General features: G+C 56.0%; 15 protein-coding genes. 7 read left to right on the top strand and 8 right to left on the bottom strand.

Annotated features, from left to right (window positions below):
- Positions 1 to 120: 120 nt before the first annotated feature.
- A complete protein-coding gene (locus C1N59_RS01105) occupies positions 121 to 2,505 on the top strand; it encodes a phosphoketolase family protein (protein ID WP_394550192.1) in 2,385 nt (794 codons plus the stop codon).
- On the opposite strand, the gene C1N59_RS01100 is transcribed toward C1N59_RS01105, so the two are convergent.
- Complete coding sequence (locus tag C1N59_RS01100; RefSeq protein ID WP_033738356.1) at positions 2,502 to 3,089, bottom strand: LysE family translocator; 588 nt, start codon at positions 3,087 to 3,089, stop codon at positions 2,502 to 2,504. The genes C1N59_RS01105 and C1N59_RS01100 overlap by 4 nt on opposite strands.
- Before the next feature lie 135 nt (positions 3,090 to 3,224).
- Between C1N59_RS01100 and C1N59_RS01095 the strand changes: the two genes are divergently transcribed.
- Positions 3,225 to 4,715: an aminotransferase-like domain-containing protein gene (locus C1N59_RS01095; protein WP_039342848.1), complete on the top strand. Its 1,491-nt coding sequence runs from the start codon at positions 3,225 to 3,227 to the stop codon at positions 4,713 to 4,715.
- Here C1N59_RS01095 and C1N59_RS01090 read toward each other — a convergent pair.
- Complete coding sequence (locus C1N59_RS01090) at positions 4,682 to 5,305, bottom strand: glutathione S-transferase family protein (protein WP_033738317.1); 624 nt, start codon at positions 5,303 to 5,305, stop codon at positions 4,682 to 4,684. The genes C1N59_RS01095 and C1N59_RS01090 overlap by 34 nt on opposite strands.
- 105 nt (positions 5,306 to 5,410) lie before the next feature.
- On the opposite strand from C1N59_RS01090, the gene C1N59_RS01085 reads away from it, so the two are divergent.
- Positions 5,411 to 6,265 (top strand): PhzF family phenazine biosynthesis protein, encoded by an 855-nt coding sequence (locus tag C1N59_RS01085; protein ID WP_033738318.1) that lies wholly within the window; start codon positions 5,411 to 5,413, stop codon positions 6,263 to 6,265.
- 32 nt (positions 6,266 to 6,297) lie between these two features.
- Here C1N59_RS01085 and C1N59_RS01080 read toward each other — a convergent pair whose 3' ends face one another.
- Positions 6,298 to 7,056: an SDR family NAD(P)-dependent oxidoreductase gene (locus tag C1N59_RS01080; RefSeq protein WP_033738320.1), complete on the bottom strand. Its 759-nt coding sequence runs from the start codon at positions 7,054 to 7,056 to the stop codon at positions 6,298 to 6,300.
- A 115-nt stretch (positions 7,057 to 7,171) separates the two neighbouring features.
- Here C1N59_RS01080 and C1N59_RS01075 point away from each other — a divergent pair, with 115 nt between their 5' ends.
- The 3 genes from C1N59_RS01075 to C1N59_RS01065 all read left to right on the top strand — a co-directional run bounded on the left by C1N59_RS01075 (position 7,172) and on the right by C1N59_RS01065 (position 10,721).
- Entirely contained in the window at positions 7,172 to 8,071 is a 900-nt protein-coding gene (locus C1N59_RS01075) for a LysR family transcriptional regulator (RefSeq protein ID WP_033738321.1), read from the top strand.
- 39 nt (positions 8,072 to 8,110) lie between these two features.
- Positions 8,111 to 9,127, top strand: a complete 1,017-nt coding sequence (gene yhjD, locus C1N59_RS01070; protein WP_110268694.1) for an inner membrane protein YhjD — start codon at positions 8,111 to 8,113, stop codon at positions 9,125 to 9,127.
- 262 nt (positions 9,128 to 9,389) lie between these two features.
- A complete protein-coding gene (locus tag C1N59_RS01065) occupies positions 9,390 to 10,721 on the top strand; it encodes an MFS transporter (RefSeq protein ID WP_033738323.1) in 1,332 nt (443 codons plus the stop codon).
- Positions 10,722 to 10,791: 70 nt separating this feature from the next.
- Here the strand turns inward: C1N59_RS01065 and C1N59_RS01060 are convergent, their stop codons facing one another.
- Together C1N59_RS01060 and ilvC are read right to left on the bottom strand one after the other, a co-directional pair.
- Positions 10,792 to 10,974 (bottom strand): type 2 periplasmic-binding domain-containing protein, encoded by a 183-nt coding sequence (locus C1N59_RS01060; RefSeq protein WP_394550191.1) that lies wholly within the window; start codon positions 10,972 to 10,974, stop codon positions 10,792 to 10,794.
- A gap of 310 nt (positions 10,975 to 11,284) precedes the next feature.
- Complete coding sequence (gene ilvC / locus C1N59_RS01055) at positions 11,285 to 12,760, bottom strand: ketol-acid reductoisomerase (protein ID WP_033738325.1); 1,476 nt, start codon at positions 12,758 to 12,760, stop codon at positions 11,285 to 11,287.
- Between the two features lie 161 nt (positions 12,761 to 12,921).
- Between ilvC and ilvY the strand changes: the two genes are divergently transcribed.
- Positions 12,922 to 13,803: an HTH-type transcriptional activator IlvY gene (gene ilvY, locus C1N59_RS01050; protein WP_039342836.1), complete on the top strand. Its 882-nt coding sequence runs from the start codon at positions 12,922 to 12,924 to the stop codon at positions 13,801 to 13,803.
- On the opposite strand, the gene ilvA is transcribed toward ilvY, so the two are convergent.
- The 3 genes from ilvA to C1N59_RS01035 are packed head-to-tail and all read right to left on the bottom strand — an operon-like array spanning position 13,804 to position 18,193.
- Positions 13,804 to 15,351, bottom strand: a complete 1,548-nt coding sequence (gene ilvA / locus C1N59_RS01045; protein WP_006121157.1) for a threonine ammonia-lyase, biosynthetic — start codon at positions 15,349 to 15,351, stop codon at positions 13,804 to 13,806.
- Position 15,352: 1 nt separating this feature from the next.
- Entirely contained in the window at positions 15,353 to 17,203 is a 1,851-nt protein-coding gene (gene ilvD / locus C1N59_RS01040) for a dihydroxy-acid dehydratase (protein WP_006121158.1), read from the bottom strand.
- A 60-nt stretch (positions 17,204 to 17,263) separates the two neighbouring features.
- Positions 17,264 to 18,193 carry a branched-chain amino acid transaminase gene (locus C1N59_RS01035; RefSeq protein ID WP_033738329.1) on the bottom strand — a complete coding sequence of 310 codons (930 nt, stop codon included), beginning with the start codon at positions 18,191 to 18,193 and terminating at the stop codon, positions 17,264 to 17,266.
- Positions 18,194 to 18,211: the final 18 nt, after the last annotated feature.

The raw sequence follows: 18,211 nt of genomic DNA, 5'->3' as shown, positions 1-18,211 counted from the left end.
CGTCTTCTACCTGTCTGAGGCCTCGCTTGCGAGGCCTTTTTGTTTGCCGCTTGCCTGGTTGACTCCCCCATTCTCTATTAGGGTTAGTGCATCGTCTGACGTAATGCAGGAGAAAATGGCATGGCTCAACCGAACACGGCACACGAACTCACGTTACTTGATCGCTACTGGCGCGCCGCTAACTATCTGTCTGTCGGGCAGATTTATTTGATGGACAATCCGCTGTTACGCGAGCCATTGAAGCCAGAGCATATTAAACCGCGCTTACTGGGCCACTGGGGCACCACGCCCGGACTGAATTTTATCTATGCCCATCTGAACCGGATTATTCGTCAGCGCGACCTCAACCTTATTTATGTCTGTGGTCCCGGCCATGGCGGGCCTGGCATGGTTGCGAATACCTGGCTTGAGGGGAGCTATAGCGAAATCTATCCGCATATCCGTCAGGATGCCGACGGCATGCAGAAGCTGTTCAAACAGTTTTCTTTTCCGGGCGGTATTCCCAGTCATGCGGCACCCGAAACCCCGGGCTCGATCAATGAAGGTGGAGAGTTAGGCTACTCACTTTCTCATGCCTTTGGCGCTGTCTTTGATAACCCCGATCTGATCGCGTCCTGCATCATTGGCGACGGCGAAGCCGAAACCGGGCCGCTGGCCTCCAGCTGGCACGGGATTAAGTTTCTTAATCCCCAGCGCGACGGTGCCGTGCTGCCCATTCTGCATCTGAATGGTTATAAGATTGCGAATCCAACGATTCTGGGCCGCGCCAGTGACGACGATCTGCGTCAGCTGTTTCGCGGTTACGGCTATGAACCGCTGTTTGTCTGCGGTCATGAACCTGAAGAGATGCATCCGTTGATGGCCGACACGCTGGATCGCGCTTTTTCAGAGATTGCCGGCTTTCAACAGGCCGCCCGGCAGGGCTCACCAATGAAGTCCATTCCCCGCTGGCCGATGATTATCCTGCGCAGCCCTAAAGGCTGGACCGGGCCGAAAACGGTAGATGGCAAGAAAGTGGAAGGTTTCTGGCGGGCGCACCAGGTGCCCGTAGCGGCCTGCCGCGAAAACGAAGACCACCGTAACATTCTGGAGAACTGGCTGCGCAGCTATCAGCCTGACGATCTGTTTGATGAACAGGGGCGGCTTAAGCCGGAACTGCAGGCGCTGGCCCCACAGGGCGACAAACGTATGGGCGCGTCCCCGTTTGCCAACGGTGGTTTACTGCGCCGTGAATTAGTTACGCCTGATATTCGCGAATTTGCTTTCGATACACAGCAGCCCGGCTCGCAGGCCGGACAGGCAACTGAACAGTTTGGCCGTTATCTTAACGCCCTGCTCCAACGCAATCGGGACAATTTCCGCGTGTTTGGTCCGGATGAAACCGCCTCTAACCGCCTGACGCCGGTATTTGACACCACCAGCCGCACCTGGCTTGAAGCTATTGAGCCTTATGATGAGCAGTTGGCCCCCGATGGTCGGGTAATGGAAATTCTCAGTGAACATCAGTGTCAGGGCTGGCTGGAAGGATATCTGCTTACCGGCAGGCACGGATTATTTAACTGCTACGAAGCCTTTATTCACATCATTGACTCGATGTTCAATCAGCATGCCAAATGGTTAAAGGTGACGCGTAAGCTGGGCTGGCGTCAGCCCATCTCCTCGCTTAACTATCTGCTGTCTTCTCACGTCTGGCGTCAGGATCATAACGGTTACAGTCATCAGGATCCGGGCTTTATCGATCACGTTGCCAATAAAAAAGCCGACATTGTGCGTATTTACCTGCCGCCCGATGCAAATACGTTGTTATGGGTGGGCGACCACTGTCTGCGAACATGGGACCGCATCAACGTGATTGTGGCCGGCAAACAGCCTGCGCCGCAGTGGCTGGACATGGACAGCGCCATCGCCCATTGCGAGGCCGGAATGGGTGAATGGCACTGGGCCGGCACAACCCCGCAGGACGCAGAGCCGGATGTGGTGATGGCCTGCGCGGGTGATGTGCCCACCATGGAAACCCTGGCGGCCGTCGATCTGCTGCGAAGTTATCTGCCGGACCTGCGCATTCGGGTGGTTAACGTGGTAGACCTGCTGGCGCTGCAAACGCAGAAACAGCATCCTCACGGCAAGTCAGAAGAGGCGTTTGATGCGCTGTTTACCGCAGACAAGCCGGTGATTTTTGCCTTCCATGGTTACCCCAGTCTGATCCACCGGCTGACCTATCAACGCAATAACCATTGTAATTTCCATGTGCATGGCTTTAATGAAGAGGGCACAACCACCACGCCTTTCGACATGACGGTGCTGAACGAGCTGGATCGCTATCATCTGGCGCTGGCGGCCATCAGGCATATCCCGGGGCTTGCCGATCGCCATCCTGAACTGCCTGACGATCTGCAGCAGCGCCTGGCAGAGCATCATCGCTATGTACGGGTCTATGGCGAAGATGTGCCGGAGGTGCAGAACTGGAAGTGGCCCTCCGCCAGCGCCCCCGGCGCACCGGACTAAACCGCTTTCAGGGCATCGGCCAGCATCCAGATCGTCGTTACCACCAGTGACAGCGCCATCAGGCTGTTGAACAGCTGGCGTTTCCAGGCGATTTGCAGGTGACCGCGCAGGCGGTCACCTAACGCCGCCCACAATAATATGCAGGGCAGATTGAGCAGCATAAAACTCGCCATCACGATCAGGACGTGACTGTTGGCGCTGTACAACAGCGCCACGTTGCTGGCCATTAACCAGGCTTTAGGATTCACCGCCTGAAAGCAGGCACCGCCGAGAAACGTCATCGGCTGAGGCTTGTGCCGGGCCTCAGGTGCAGCCGCACGAAATATTTTCCAGGACAGCCACAGCAGATAGCTACATCCCACCAGCGTAAGCGGCAAGCGGATGGATGCCATCCAGTGCAGCAACAGCTCCAGTGTCATGCCCGCAATAACCGTTTGCAGGCCGCATCCAAGTAAAATGCCAAACACCATCGGCAGCGTCCGGCGCATACCAAAATTCACGCCGGAAGTGGCAAGCAACAGGTTGTTAGGACCCGGCGTAATCGACATCACGGTGACATAACTGAAAAAAGAGGGATCAAGCATCATGGTATTCCTGACAGGGAGACAGAGCACCATGCTACGTTGCGAAAAGTGATGGTAACAGGGACAGGAAATGGCTATTTTGATGGGTACAATCACGATGATGTCAAACTGTACCTGTCGTGCCAGGAGGCAATTGTGTCCCTTGAAATTCAGCCTGAACAAACGCTTTACCAGCAACTGGCCGATAGCTTCGCAGAGGCCATTCATCAGGGTACTCTCAAGCCTGGTAAGCGCTTACCGGCTATCCGTCGCGTCGCCCAGTCGCACCAGGTGAGCGTGAACACCGTGCTGAATGCCTGGCAGCTGCTGGAGAACCGTGGCCTGATTGAGGCACGACCGCAATCAGGCTATTACGTGCGCGGCGTCCTGCCTGTGGTCACCCGGCATACTCAGCACGCTGCTCGTGTGATACGCGATCCCAGCAACGAAAAGCTGGATTTGATCGATAAAGTGTTCGCCGCGCAGAATCATCCTGATTACATCAATATCTCGCTGGCCTGTCCGCAGGACAGCGAACTGTTCCCCTCGGCCCGGTTAGCCCGCATCACCGCCTCATTGCTACGACGCAATCCCAACCTTATCGGTCGCTATGCGCTTCCGCCCGGTAGTGAGCGCTTACGGGAGGAGATTGCGCGACGCGCATTACATGCGGGTCAGTCACTCACCGCCGATGATATCACCCTCACCCATGGTTGTATGGAGGCGTTGCAGCTGGCATTGCGCGCGGTGACGCAGCCCGGCGACTGCGTAGGGCTGGAATCACCTACCTACTTTTTTTTGTTCCCTTTGCTGGCTTCACTCGGCCTCAAAGCGCTGGAAATCCCCACCGATCCGCAGCGTGGTTTGTCGCTGGATGCGCTGGAAATGCTGCTGCAGGAAGAGCGACTTCAGGCGATTGTGGCGATGCCCACGGCGCAAAATCCGCTGGGTTACTGTATGAGCCTGCCCGACAAGAAAAGGCTCGCAAGGTTGGTAAATACTTACAAAGTTCCGCTCATCGAAGACGGCCTTTACGATGAATTGCAGTTTGACTGGCCGCTTTCCCCTGCCGTGAAGGCCTTTGACGAGCAGGGCTGGGTTTTATACTGCACCAGCTTTACCAAAACCGTTGCGCCGGATTTCCGTGTCGGCTGGATTGCGGCCGGACGCTTCCACGATGCTATCGCACGGCTTAAAGCCGTGTCATCGATGGCGGAGTCCGCTCTGCTGTCAGAGACGCTGGCAGAGTTTCTTGCCAATGGCGGTTATGACCATCATCTGCGTAGCCTGCGGCGCTGTTATGCCAGCAATCTGGATGAGGCGCGAGGGTTAATTGCCCAGCATTTTCCCCAGGGCACGCAGGCCACGTTGCCGCGCGGCGGCTTTGTTTTTTGGGTGGAACTGCCGGGCAACGTGAACACGACCGAGATGTTCTCTCGTCTGCTGAAAGAGCAGATCTGCGTGACGCCCGGCGCGCTGTATTCGCTGAGTGAGCGCTATAACCATGCACTGCGCCTCTCGTGCTGCTATCCGTTTACCGATCGCTACATTCGCGCTATCGCCCGCGTCGGTGCCATCGCCTGTGAACTTGCGGGCCTGCCGCCGGGTCGGGCTCAGGGCGTTCCGTTCCGTCCCCAGATGGTATAACCATGGCGTTCAGTCAGACGTTCGTAATAGGTCCGGACAGCCGGCAGGTCGGGATGATCCAGCGGGGTTTCAAACCAGCGGTTCACGGCAAGGCCAATCGGGATATCCGCCAGCGTGAAGTTGCGTCCGGCGACATAGCGACCGGTGTGCTCCAGCTGCTGGTTGAGAATCCCCATGGTATGGGACCAGCCTTTGCAGGCCGCAGCTAACAGGCGGGGATCCTGATGCGCGGGCGAATGGCGCACCAGCGACATAAAGGCATAGCGCCACGAGGTGTTAAGTTCGGTTGATTGCCAGTCCATCCACTGATCCACCGGCGCGCGCGCGCGCGGATTTTCCGGGTAAAGCCACTCGCCGCCATAGGCCGTGGCCAGATAGCGCAAAATAGCGTTGGATTCCCACATGACAAAGTCGTCGTCGAGTAATACCGGGATCATGGCATTGGGATTAAGCGCCATAAATTCTGGCGAGTGAGTGGATTTGAAACCTTCGCCCCACTCTTCGCGTTCGTAAAGCAGGTCCAGCTCGTCACACAGCCATAATACTTTGCGCACATTGATTGAGGAGGCGCGTCCAAGAATTTTTAACATAGCAGGCTCCATCCGGTTGCTTAACTTATTCATAGCCCTGTTAACTGACATAAGCAATTGCCCGGGCATGAAAAAACCGCTTTATCTCAATGAAAAGGAGTGACAATGAAGGTTGCGTTTAAACAAGTGGACGTTTTCACCTCGATTGCGTTCAACGGCAATCCGCTGGCCGTCATCATGGATGCGCAGGGCCTCGACGACAGCCAGATGGCGGCGATTGCGCGCTGGACCAACTTATCCGAGACGACCTTTGTCCTGCCGCCAGAAGACAGCCAGGCTGACTATCGCGTGCGTATCTTCACCGTACAGGGCGAGCTACCGTTTGCAGGTCATCCCACGCTGGGTACCGCCCATGCCCTGCTTGAGGCGGGCTGGAAAACCAAAACACCAGGCAGGATGGTGCAGCAGTGCGGCGTCGGCAATGTGGTGGTGACAATCGCATCCGATGGTACGCTGGCTTTTGCCGCGCCTAGCGCCACCCTGACGCCCTACCACGATGCCCTGATCAGCACAGCATTAAACAGCGACGCGCTGGATCATTCACAGCCTGTCACCGTGGCGGATATGGGCATTCGCTGGTTGCTTATCCCGATGGTCAGTGCCGAGGCGGTGCGCGCCGTCATACCCGACGTCAACGATCTTGAGCGGTTAATTACCCACGCCAGCGTGGATGGTGTAATGCCCTTTGGCCCGCTGCCCTCGGGAGAAACAGAACAGTATGAAGTGCGGGGATTACTGGTTGAGCACGGCAGCCTGACAGAAGATCCGATTACCGGCAGCGCAAATGCCTGCCTGGCGCGCTACTTCGCGGCTCAGGGTAAACCGCACAATTACCGCGTTCGTCAGGGCACGCAGGTCAGACGTCAGGGCCGGGTGAACGTGGCTTATGAGGGCGAAACCATCTGGATTGGCGGAAAAACAGTGACGATCGTTGAGGGCACAATTGACGTTACGCCCTGAGACACGACAGGGCGACGGAGTCGCCCTTACTGTTACAGTCCCTGCCCGCCCGATGCTTCGATGCGTTGCGCGGTGATCCAGCCGGTTTCCTCGCTCAGAATGGCGCAAATGGCGTCGCCAATATCATCAGGTAATCCGACCCGCCCCAGAGCGGTCAACGCAGCGATGCTTTCATTCACGGCTTTATCGTCACGCACCCGTCCGCCGCCAAAATCCGTTTCAATCGCGCCCGGCGCCAGGATATTAACGCGGATTCGACGTTCCCCCAGCTCTTTGGCCTGGTAACGGGTCAGCACTTCCATCGCCCCTTTCATCGCCGCATAGGTGCCCGAGCCAGGATAGGTCAGGCGCGTTAATCCACTGGAGATATTCAGAATGCGCCCGCCGTCGCTGATAACAGGCAGCAGTTTCTGCGTCAGGAAGTACGGCCCTTTGAAATGCACATTCATCAGCGCATCAAATTCCGCTTCCGTCGTCTCGGCAAAAGGTTTGTAGTGACCATGCCCGGCATTGTTCACTAAATAATCAAACGTCTCACGCTGCCAGCGCTGCTGTAAGGTGTTTTTGACATCAGAAATGAAGCGGTCGAACTGGCTAACATCACCCACATCCAGCTGTAGCGCTATGGCGCGGCCGCCTGCGCGCTCAACAGCGTTGACGACGTCCTGTGCTTCGTTTTGATGATTGCGGTACGTCAGGATGATATCCCGGCCTTTTGCCGCCAGTTTTAGCGCTGCATTCTTGCCTAAACCGCGATTTGCGCCCGTAATCAAGACGATTTTACGATTCATGTTGATTTCCTGTTGCAAAATTGAACACAGATTCAGGATATTCGTTAAAAATTGTTCTATAAACGCTTAAGAATGCGCAGCACTGTTCCACTTAAAACAACAATCGGCAGGCCATATGGATAAAATTCATGCAATGCAGGTGTTCGTCAGAGTTGCAGAGATGGGCAGTTTTACGGCGGCGGCTGACAGCCTTGGGTTACCAAAAGGCAGCGTATCACGGCAAATTCAGGCGCTGGAGAATCTGATGGGCACACGGCTGCTGCATCGTACTACCCGCCGCGTGCAGCTCACTCAGGATGGCCTGGTGTACTATGATCGCTGTCTTGATTTGCTGGCGATGATTGGCGATATGGACAGCCTGTTTCAGCACGATCCCGCGACGTTAAGTGGCAAACTGCGGGTCGACATGTCCGTGGCAATGGCGAGCGATCTTATTCTTCCGCGTCTGCCTGAATTCCTTCAGCACTATCCTGGCGTGGAAATTGAACTCAGCAGCAACGATCGCCAGGTTGACGTCATTCGCGAAGGTTTTGACTGTGTGATTCGCGTTGGCGAGCTAAAGGATTCGGGACTGATCGCCCGCCGTATAGGCACGCACACCTTGATTAACTGTGCCAGTCCTGACTATCTTGCGCGTTTTGGCAGGCCGATTCGGCTTGAGGAGCTGTCGCAGCATGCAATGGTGCATTACAGCCAGCCGTTAGGTCAGGCGGCGCAGGGCTTCGAATACTTCGATGGTAAGCAGTGCCACTATGTGCACACGGGCGGCGTCGTGACGGTGAACAGCACCGAAACCTACCGCGCCGCCTGCCTTGCGGGCCTGGGCATTATTCAGGTGCCGACGGTGGGCATCCAAAAATATCTGGAAAGCGGTCAACTGGTCGAGGTGCTCCATGCGTTCCCGGCCAAACCGATGCCCATTCACTTGCTCTATCCCCATCGCCGGAATGTCGCGCGTCGGGTTCGGGTGTTTATGGAGTGGTTAAGTCAGGTGCTCCAGGAGTATGTCACCTGACAGGCTATAATGTGATTTTAAGGTTCAACAGGAAAGTGAATGTCTATGACAGACGAGCAGGACAACGTAAAAGACGCCAAACCGCTGATCGATATTAAAACCGGCAACAAGTCCGTCGATCGTTCCATCGTGCGCGTATCACGCTTCGCCGCCTGGTTCCAGGCGATACCGGCGGTAGCGCACTTTATTCGCGCGCTGGATCGGTTTAACGATCGCCTCGGCAGCCAGTTTGGTGCCGCCATTACCTATTTTTCGTTTCTGTCGCTCATCCCCATTTTAATGGTGTCTTTTGCTGCCGTGGGTTTCGTGCTGGCCTCGAATCCGGACCTCCTGACCGATATCATCAACAAAATCGTCAGTAGCATCAGCGATCCGTCGCTGGCGACCACGTTAAAAAACACCGTGAACACGGCCATTCAGCAACGCGCAACCGTGGGCATCACCGGTTTGTTGCTGGCGTTGTATTCCGGTCTCAACTGGATGGGGAATTTACGCGAGGCTATTCGCGCGCAGTCACGCGACGTCTGGGAACGTCAACCCGACGATAAAGAGAAGATCTGGAAACGCTATATTCGCGACTTCTTGTCTCTGACCGGCCTGATGCTGGCGCTGGTGATTACTTTGTCACTGACCTCCGTCGCCGGTTCCGCCCAGGCGACTATCGTTAATGCGTTAGGGCTGGATGGCATTGAATGGTTGCGCCCGGCACTGACGATCATCGCGACGTCCATCTCTGTACTGGCAAATTATCTGCTGTTTCTGTGGATTTTCTGGATTCTGCCTCGCCATAAACCGCGCAAAAAAGCCCTGCTGCGTGGCACCTTACTGGCGGCCATCGGGTTTGAAGTCATTAAGTTTGTGATGACGTTGACGCTGCCGAAACTCGCCAGCTCGCCCTCGGGTGCGGCTTTTGGCTCGGTGTTGGGGCTGATGGCGTTCTTCTATTTCTTTGCCCGCCTGACATTGTTCTGCGCGGCCTGGATTGCCACCGCCAAATACAAAGACGATCCACGCATGCCTGAAAAAGGCGCAATGGCCACCCACGAACAGCAGTAACCAGCGAAAAATCCCTGCCCCCGGTTATTTATCAGCCACTTTACAGCATGAATAACCAGGGGGTCACTTTTCTTCAGCGCTTTCACAGAGTATCTCGCCATGTTTATCTCTGTTAACGCTGCCATTCTCCGACATTTCACATCAGGCAAAGATTTTCTACTTTTAGGCAGAGAAAGCCGCGGCTGACGCGGTTTCCAGCCATTGAATGCCGCTATACAGGTGCGTAAGATTCCTTAACGGTATTTAAAAATAAGAAACATTTATGCAAGCCTCCATCTCAGAAACTCTTGATAAACAACATGAGCCAACGCCAGTGAACTCACGCAGTAAAGTCGTTATTGCTTCACTGGTCGGCACCGCCATCGAATTTTTCGATTTCTATATTTATGCCACCGCCGCGGTCATTGTCTTTCCGCATATCTTTTTTCCTCAGGGTGATGCCACTGTCGCCACGCTACAGTCACTGGCGACCTTCGCGATTGCGTTCGTTGCCCGCCCTATCGGCTCAGCGCTGTTTGGTCACTTCGGTGACCGTGTCGGTCGTAAAGCCACCCTGGTAGCCTCGCTGCTGACCATGGGGATCTCTACCGTGGTCATCGGTTTGTTACCCAGCTATCAGAGCATTGGCGTTCTGGCCCCGCTGCTGTTAGCACTGGCCCGCTTTGGTCAGGGCCTGGGACTCGGCGGCGAATGGGGCGGTGCGGCCCTGCTGGCCACGGAAAATGCGCCAGCCAAAAAGCGTGCGCTGTACGGTTCCTTCCCGCAGTTGGGTGCGCCCATTGGATTCTTTTTTGCCAACGGCACCTTCCTGCTGCTCTCCTGGTTGCTGACCGACGAGCAGTTTATGCAGTGGGGCTGGCGCGTGCCTTTTGTACTGTCTGCCGTGCTGGTCCTGATTGGCCTGTATGTGCGCGTGTCGCTACATGAAAGTCCGGTCTTTGCCAAAGTGCAGAAAGAGAAGAAGCAGGTGCGCGTGCCGATTGCCTCACTTCTGAGCAAACATCTGACGGCGACCATTCTGGGCACCTTCATCATGCTCGCCACCTACACGCTGTTTTACATCATGACAGTTTACTCAATGAGTTACGGCACCGCCGCCGCGCCTGCGGGGCTGGGCATCTCACGTAACAGCATGCTGTGGATGTTGATGATGGCGGTCATTGGCTTCGGCGTGATGGTCCCCATCGCGGGCCTGCTGGCTGACCGCTTTGGTCGCCGGAAAACCATGATCACCATTACGCTGATGATTATTGGTTTCTCATTCCTGTTCCCTGTGATGTTGGGTTCCGGCTCTCAGGCGCTGGTGATGGCCTTCCTGCTGCTGGGATTAAGCATTATGGGCCTGACATTTGGCCCGATGGGTGCGCTGCTGCCCGAGCTGTTCCCGACAGAAGTGCGCTATACCGGCGCGTCGTTCTCATACAACCTGTCGTCGATTCTGGGGGCCTCCGTTGCGCCATATATCGCAACCTGGCTGAACGTGCACTACGGCTTATATGCCGTCGGATTGTACCTGGCCTCTATGGCCTTCCTGACGCTGATCGCCCTGATTGCCTGTAAAGAAACCCGGCATCAAACGCTGTATGAAGTGTGATCTCAGGTCACGCTCATAAAAAAACCCGGCTCAGGCCGGGTTTTTTATGCGTTTTCGCGGCGAAAGCGCGCTATTTCGACTTAAGCCAGGCCATAAAATCATCGATAAAAACCCGGGTTTTTAGCGGCAGCAGACGGTTGGGTAAGGTGATGGCCCAGGGCGTCATCGGTGTTGTGTTTTCACTGTGCCAGTCCTGCAAAACACGACGCAGTGGACCATTAAGCAGATAGCCGTTTGCGATAAATCTACACACATTGCGCAGCCAGACTCTTCCCGAAGCGCATTTGGGGAAAAGGCGGGGACTGACTGAATGCCGACCCGACCCGCAGCGCACGGCTGTCGCTTCTGTCGCCGTATGCTATGCCCTCAGACATCATCACGAGTATTTTGCTGGCAACCTTACGGCTGGCATGTTCCTTATTCTTGCCGGGTGTCAGTATGTTGGTTACAGGAGCCTTTTACCGCCTGTTATCGTGTCGCCAGGCGCATGCTAAAACAAAAAGGCGCAGCCAGATGGCTGCGCCTTTTTGTCTTACATTTGCTGAAAACGGTGGCGGTGCGACTTAGCCTGCAACCGCGATGCGTTTCATATCGGTCATGTAACCACGCAGTTTGCGGCCAACCTGCTCGATAGGATGCTGACGAATGGCTTCATTAACGTCGCGCAGTTGGGCGTTATCCACCTGCGTGCCGTCAATAGCTTTACCCAGATCGCCCGGCTGCAGTGAGGCCATAAACTCTTTCAGCAGCGGCACCGCCGCAAAAGAGAACAGGTAGTTACCGTACTCAGCGGTATCAGAAATAACCACGTTCATTTCATACAGGCGTTTACGGGCAATGGTGTTCGCGATCAGCGGCAGCTCGTGCAGTGACTCGTAGTAAGCCGACTCTTCGATGATGCCAGCATCTACCATGGTTTCAAATGCCAGCTCAACGCCCGCTTTGACCATGGCAACCATGACAACGCCTTTGTCGTAGTATTCTTGCTCTTCGATTTTGCCGTCGAACTGAGGGGCGGTTTCGAACGCGGTTTTACCGGTCTCTTCGCGCCAGGTCAGCAGCTTCTTATCGTCATTCGCCCAGTCCGCCATCATGCCAGCAGAGAAATCGCCTGAGATGATGTCATCCATGTGCTTCTGGAACAGGGGAGCCATGATGGTTTTCAGCTGCTCAGACAGTGCGTAAGCACGCAGTTTCGCCGGATTAGACAGGCGATCCATCATCAGCGTAATGCCGCCAAATTTCAGGGATTCGGTGATGGTTTCCCAGCCAAACTGAATCAGTTTCTCAGTGTACGCCGCATCGTGACCTTCAGCCACCAGCTTATCGAAGCACAGCAGAGAACCGGCCTGCAGCATACCGCACAGAATGGTCTGCTCACCCATCAGGTCAGATTTCACTTCCGCAACGAAAGAGGATTCCAGCACGCCAGCGCGGTCACCACCGGTGGCAGAAGCCCAGGCTTTGGCGATAGCCATACCTTCACCTTTCGGATCGTTTTCCGGGTGAACCGCGATCAGCGTCGGTACCCCGAAGCCACGCTTGTATTCTTCACGGACTTCGGTGCCCGGACACTTCGGCGCCACCATAACGACGGTGATATCTTTACGGATGGTTTCGCCCACTTCGACAATGTTGAAGCCGTGTGAATAGCCCAGCGCGGCACCGTCTTTCATCAGTGGCTGTACAGCCTGAACCACGGCGGAGTGCTGTTTGTCTGGCGTCAGGTTAACCACCAGGTCCGCCTGAGGAATCAGTTCTTCGTAAGTGCCCACTTTGAAACCGTTGTCGGTGGCTTTGCGATACGAGGCACGTTTTTCGGCGATGGCTTCTGCACGCAGGGCATAAGAAACATCCAGACCGGAATCGCGCATGTTCAGGCCCTGGTTCAGGCCCTGCGCACCACAGCCCACAATCACAATCTTTTTGCCTTTCAGGAAGCTGGCGCCATCCGCGAACTCGTCACGCCCCATAAAACGACATTTGCCCAGTTGCGCTAACTGGTTGCGCAGATTCAGTGTGTTGAAGTAATTAGCCATGGGTACTCCGGTTAAATGTTGTGTTTGCTTTTGTCTGTTGACGGCGTGAGATTCAGCGCCGCGAATGACCCCATCATATGACAGGATTTCTGTTGCTTAAATTGATATATTAACAACATTACATTGCAATAATCGCAATGCATTCCTGAGGTGGAACCTGTATGGATTTACGCGATCTCAAATTGTTTTTACATCTGGCAGAAAGCTGCCATTTTGGCCGCACCGCACGGGCCATGCACGTCAGTCCGTCCACGCTGTCACGCCAGATTCAGCGGCTGGAAGAAGATGTCGGCCACGCGTTGTTTCTGCGTGATAACCGCACCGTCACGCTCACCGAAGCGGGCGAAAGACTGAAGTTATTTGCACAACAAACCTTACTGCAGTATCAGCAATTGCGCCATGCCATGGATCTCAACGGTCCGTCACTCAGTGGTGAACTGCGCCTGTTTTGCTCGGTGACCGCCGCGTACAGCCATCTGCCGCCCATTCTGGATCGTTTCCGCGCCGAGCATCCTCAGGTGGAAATCAAACTGACTACCGGCGATGCGGCCGATGCGATTGAAATGGTCCAGTCGGGTAATGCCGATCTGGCGATTGCCGGTCGACCTGAATCGCTGCCTGCCAGCATTGATTTCACCACGCTGGGGCTGTTGCCGCTGGGGCTGATTGCACCTGCACTGCCCTGTCCGGTGCGCAGTCAGGCGACAGAAGAGGCACCGGACTGGTCACAGATTCCGTTTATCCTGCCCGAGCAGGGACCGGTCCGGCGGGCGATCGAGCTATGGTTCCGCCGTCATCGCATCGTTAACCCATTGATTTATGCGACCGTTGCCGGTCATGAAGCAATCGTGTCGATGGTAGCGCTGGGCTGTGGGATTGCGCTGCTGCCGGATGTGGTGCTGGAGAACAGCCCTGAGCCGGTACGAAACCGTGTGCTGCCGCTGGAAAGCGTGGCGTCCGTCGCACCGCTGGAGCTGGGTGTTTGTGTACAAAAAAAGCGGCTCGGAGAGCCGCTTATCAGTGCATTCTGGCACCAGCTCTAGTTACTGGCCTGCCAGGAAGAAGCGGAATGCCGGGTTATGCGTTTCGTCGTGGAAATCGTAACCCAGGTCGGCAAGGTGCTCTTCAAAACGCGGTTCGTCGTTGCCAAGCTCGAAGGCCGTGAGGACCCGGCCGTAGTCCGTGCCGTGGCTACGGTAATGGAACAGTGAGATATTCCAGTGCGTGCCCAGCGTTTGCAGAAACTTAAGCAATGCGCCGGGCGCTTCCGGAAACTCAAAGCTGAACAGGCGCTCACGCAGCGGCTTGGAAGGCCGTCCGCCCACCATGTAACGCACGTGCAGCTTCGCCATCTCATCGTCAGACAGATCCACCACCTGATAGCCGTTTTCCGTTAACTGGCTGATGATCTCTGCGCGCTCATCCATCCCGCGCGTCAGCCGCACGCCCACAAAAATGCAGGCTTTGTCGGTGTCGGCATAGCGATAGTTAAACTCGGTAATTGAGCGACCACCCAACGTCTGACAAAACTTCAGGAAGCTGCCCTGCTGTTCCGGGATCGTGACCGCCAGCAGAGCTTCGCGTTGTTCACCCAGCTCACAACGTTCAGAAACGTAGCGCAAACCATGGAAGTTAACGTTAGCCCCCGACAACACGTGCGCCAGACGTTCGCCCTGAATATCGTGCTGCTGGACGTATTTCTTCATGCCCGCCAGCGCCAGCGCGCCTGACGGTTCTGCCACGGCGCGCACATCTTCAAACAGATCTTTCATTGCCGCGCAGATCGCATCGCTGTCCACGGTGACGATGTCGTCGAGATATTCCTGGCACAGGCGGAAAGTTTCGTTACCGATGCGCTTCACGGCCACACCTTCGGCGAACAAGCCCACGCGCGGTAAATCCACCGGCTCACCAGCCTCCAGCGCCGCTTTCAGGCAGGCCGAGTCTTCTGACTCGACAGCGATCACTTTGATTTGCGGCATCAGCTGCTTGATGAGCACCGCCACGCCCGCGGCCAGACCGCCGCCGCCCACCGGAACAAAAACCCGATCGAGATGTGCGTCCTGCTGCAGCAGTTCCATCGCCAGCGTGCCTTGTCCGGCGATGACCGCCGGATGGTCAAACGGTGGCACAAAGGTGTAACCCTGCTGCGTCGCCAGTTCAATGGCTTTGGCTTTCGCCTCGTCAAAGTTGGCACCATACAGGAAGGCTTCACCGCCAAATGCACGCACCGCATCCACCTTGATGTCCGCTGTCGCCAGCGGCATGACGATCAGCGACTTGATGCCCAGCTTCGTCGCCGATAACGCAACGCCCTGGGCGTGGTTACCGGCCGACGCGGTGACAACACCGCGTGCTTTCTGCTCTTCATCAAGGCCGGCAATCATCGCGTAGGCACCGCGCAGTTTAAAACTGTGCACTGGCTGGCGATCTTCTCGCTTCACCAGAATGGTATTGCCCAGACGTGCAGAGATTTTTTCCATCTTCTGCAGTGGGGTAACCTGTGCCACTTCGTATACCGGTGAACGTAACACCGCACGCAGATACTCGGCACCGCAGGGCGCCTCGGGTAGCGGTTGAGCCTCAGCCATCTTAGCCTCCCAGCTTACTCTTATCGCGCACAGCACCTTTATCGGCGCTGGTCGCGAGCGATGCATAGGCGCGCAGGGCAAACGACACGTCGCGCTGACGGTTCATCGGCGTGTAAGCTGCGTCGCCACGGGCTTCCTGCTCTTCACGGCGGGCATGCAGTTCATTATCCGGTACGGCCAGTCTGATACCGCGGTTTGGGATATCGATATCGATGATATCGCCATCTTTCACCAGCGCGATGGTGCCGCCGTTAGCGGCTTCAGGTGAGGCGTGACCAATTGACAGGCCAGAGGTGCCGCCAGAGAAGCGACCGTCGGTGATCAGGGCACAACTTTTACCCAGCCCCATCGACTTCAGGTAAGTGGTGGGATACAGCATTTCCTGCATGCCCGGCCCACCTTTTGGCCCTTCGTAACGGATCACAACCACGTCACCCGCTACCACTTTGCCACCGAGGATAGCTTCCACTGCGTCATCCTGGCTTTCATAAACTTTGGCCGGGCCGCTGAACGTCAGAATCTCTTTATCGACGCCCGCGGTTTTTACGATACAGCCATCTTCGGCAATGTTGCCGTAGAGCACGGCCAGACCACCATCCTGGGAATAGGCATGTTCGCGCGTACGGATACAGCCTTCAGCGCGGTCATCATCCAGCGTGTCCCAACGGCAACTTTGCGAAAACGCCTGAGTCGTTCGAATACCGGCTGGACCCGCACGGAACATGTCCTTCACCGCCTGATCCTGAGTCAGCATGATGTCGTACTGATCGAGCGTTTCACGCAGGCTCTGCTGCAGAATGTTACGGGCGCTGGTGTCAATCAGCCCGGCACGATCCAGCTCGCCGAGAATACCGATGACGCCACCCGCACGGTGCACATCTTCCATGTGATATTTCGGCGTGCTCGGTGCCACTTTGCACAACTGAGGAACTTTGCGTGACAGGCGATCGATATCAGAGATGTTAAAGTCCACCTCACCTTCCTGCGCGGCAGCCAGCAGGTGCAGAACGGTATTTGTAGAGCCGCCCATAGCGATATCCAGCGTCATGGCATTTTCAAACGCGGCTTTGGTGGCGATGTTGCGCGGCAGCATATTCACATCATCCTGCTCGTAATAGCGTTTGGTCAGGCTGACGATGCGCTTACCGGCGTTAATGAACAGCGCTTTACGGTCGGCATGGGTGGCCAACAGTGAACCGTTACCCGGTTGTGACAGGCCGAGGGCTTCGGTCAGGCAGTTCATTGAGTTTGCGGTGAACATGCCCGAACAGGAGCCGCAGGTTGGACAGGCGGAGCGTTCAATCTGCTCACTGTCAGCATCGCTGACGTTCGGGTTAGCCCCCTGGATCATGGCATCCACCAGATCCAGCTTGATGATCTGATCGGACAGTTTGGTTTTACCGGCTTCCATTGGGCCGCCGGAAACAAAGATCACCGGAATATTCAGGCGCAGCGCGGCCATCAACATGCCGGGGGTGATTTTGTCGCAGTTTGAAATGCAGACCATGGCATCAGCACAGTGCGCGTTCACCATGTACTCGACAGAGTCGGCAATCAGCTCACGTGAAGGCAGAGAATACAGCATGCCGCCATGGCCCATGGCAATACCGTCGTCCACCGCGATCGTGTTGAACTCTTTGGCCACGCCACCTGCCGCTTCGATTTGCTCGGCAACCAGCTTACCCAGGTCACGCAGGTGTACGTGGCCCGGCACAAACTGGGTGAATGAGTTAACGACGGCGATAATCGGTTTGCCGAAATCATCGTCGGTCATTCCTGTTGCGCGCCAGAGGGCACGGGCACCAGCCATGTTGCGGCCGTGGGTGGTGGTAGCGGAACGGTACTTAGGCATGCTCTTTACTCCAGTCAAAATAAGATCGCGGACATCCAGCGACATCCGCGCAAGGTCTGGTTATGCGTTAACCGGGTCCAGCCAGCCCCATTTGTCTTCGGTCTCGCCGGTAAACAGGCCAAAGAATGCCTGCTGAATGCGTTTGGTGACGGGCCCACATTTGCCTTCGCCAACCTGAATGCGATCCACGCTGCGTACCGGGGTGATTTCTGCCGCCGTGCCGGACATAAAGACTTCGTCAGCCAGGTACAGAGATTCACGAGACAGTGCCTGTTCACGCACTTCGATGCCCATATTACGCGCCAGCGTGATGATGGCATCGCGGGTGATGCCCGGCAGTGCAGAGGAGGTAAACGGCGGGGTAAACAGCACGCCATCTTTCACTTCAAACAGATTTTCGCCTGCGCCTTCTGAAATCAGGCCATTGGTATCCAGCGCAATGCCTTCCTGATAGCCATGGCGGCGCGCCTCACTGCCCACCAGCAGGGAAGACAGATAGTTGCCGCCCGCTTTTGCTGCAGTTGGCAATGTGTTTGGCGCAACGCGGTTCCATGAAGACACCATGGCATCAATGCCGTTTTCCAGCGCTTCAGCGCCCAGGTAAGCGCCCCACGGGAACGCTGCAACAATCACATCCGTGGTGAAGCCATCCGGCGGGTTCACGCCCAGACCGACATCGCCCACGAAAGCCAGCGGACGGATGTAGGCGCTTTTCAGGTTGTTCACGCGAATCACTTCACGGCAGGCTTCCATCAGTTCATCAACGCTGTGCTTGATCGGGAAACGGTAAATTTTGGCGGAATCGTGCAGACGCTGCATGTGCTCGCGGTGACGGAAGACGACCGGGCCTTTGTGTGAGTCGTAGCAGCGCACGCCTTCAAATACCGAGGTGCCGTAATGCAGAGCGTGAGACATCACGCTGACTTTCGCCTCTTCCCACTTAACCATTTCGCCGTTGAACCAAATGAAATCTGCTTTCTTGGTGCTCATTATTATTTCCTTTCGCGA

It is taken from the genome of Pantoea sp. SGAir0183 (assembly GCF_043545505.1).
The sequence above is the reverse complement of the archived record's forward strand: the minus strand, read 5'-3'. Positions and strand labels throughout refer to the sequence as shown.

What these genes read in the sequence shown, in the direction of transcription:
- C1N59_RS01080 (WP_033738320.1), bottom strand. Translation starts at nt 7,056, where the DNA reads ATGAATCGTAAAATCGTCTTGATTACGGGCGCAAATCGCGGTTTAGGC.
- C1N59_RS01100 (WP_033738356.1), bottom strand. Translation starts at nt 3,089, where the DNA reads ATGCTTGATCCCTCTTTTTTCAGTTATGTCACCGTGATGTCGATTACG.
- yhjD (WP_110268694.1), top strand. Translation starts at nt 8,111, where the DNA reads ATGTCTATGACAGACGAGCAGGACAACGTAAAAGACGCCAAACCGCTG.
- C1N59_RS01090 (WP_033738317.1), bottom strand. Translation starts at nt 5,305, where the DNA reads ATGTTAAAAATTCTTGGACGCGCCTCCTCAATCAATGTGCGCAAAGTA.
- C1N59_RS01105 (WP_394550192.1), top strand. Translation starts at nt 121, where the DNA reads ATGGCTCAACCGAACACGGCACACGAACTCACGTTACTTGATCGCTAC.
- C1N59_RS01075 (WP_033738321.1), top strand. Translation starts at nt 7,172, where the DNA reads ATGGATAAAATTCATGCAATGCAGGTGTTCGTCAGAGTTGCAGAGATG.
- ilvA (WP_006121157.1), bottom strand. Translation starts at nt 15,351, where the DNA reads ATGGCTGAGGCTCAACCGCTACCCGAGGCGCCCTGCGGTGCCGAGTAT.
- ilvC (WP_033738325.1), bottom strand. Translation starts at nt 12,760, where the DNA reads ATGGCTAATTACTTCAACACACTGAATCTGCGCAACCAGTTAGCGCAA.
- C1N59_RS01085 (WP_033738318.1), top strand. Translation starts at nt 5,411, where the DNA reads ATGAAGGTTGCGTTTAAACAAGTGGACGTTTTCACCTCGATTGCGTTC.
- ilvD (WP_006121158.1), bottom strand. Translation starts at nt 17,203, where the DNA reads ATGCCTAAGTACCGTTCCGCTACCACCACCCACGGCCGCAACATGGCT.
- C1N59_RS01065 (WP_033738323.1), top strand. Translation starts at nt 9,390, where the DNA reads ATGCAAGCCTCCATCTCAGAAACTCTTGATAAACAACATGAGCCAACG.
- ilvY (WP_039342836.1), top strand. Translation starts at nt 12,922, where the DNA reads ATGGATTTACGCGATCTCAAATTGTTTTTACATCTGGCAGAAAGCTGC.
- C1N59_RS01035 (WP_033738329.1), bottom strand. Translation starts at nt 18,193, where the DNA reads ATGAGCACCAAGAAAGCAGATTTCATTTGGTTCAACGGCGAAATGGTT.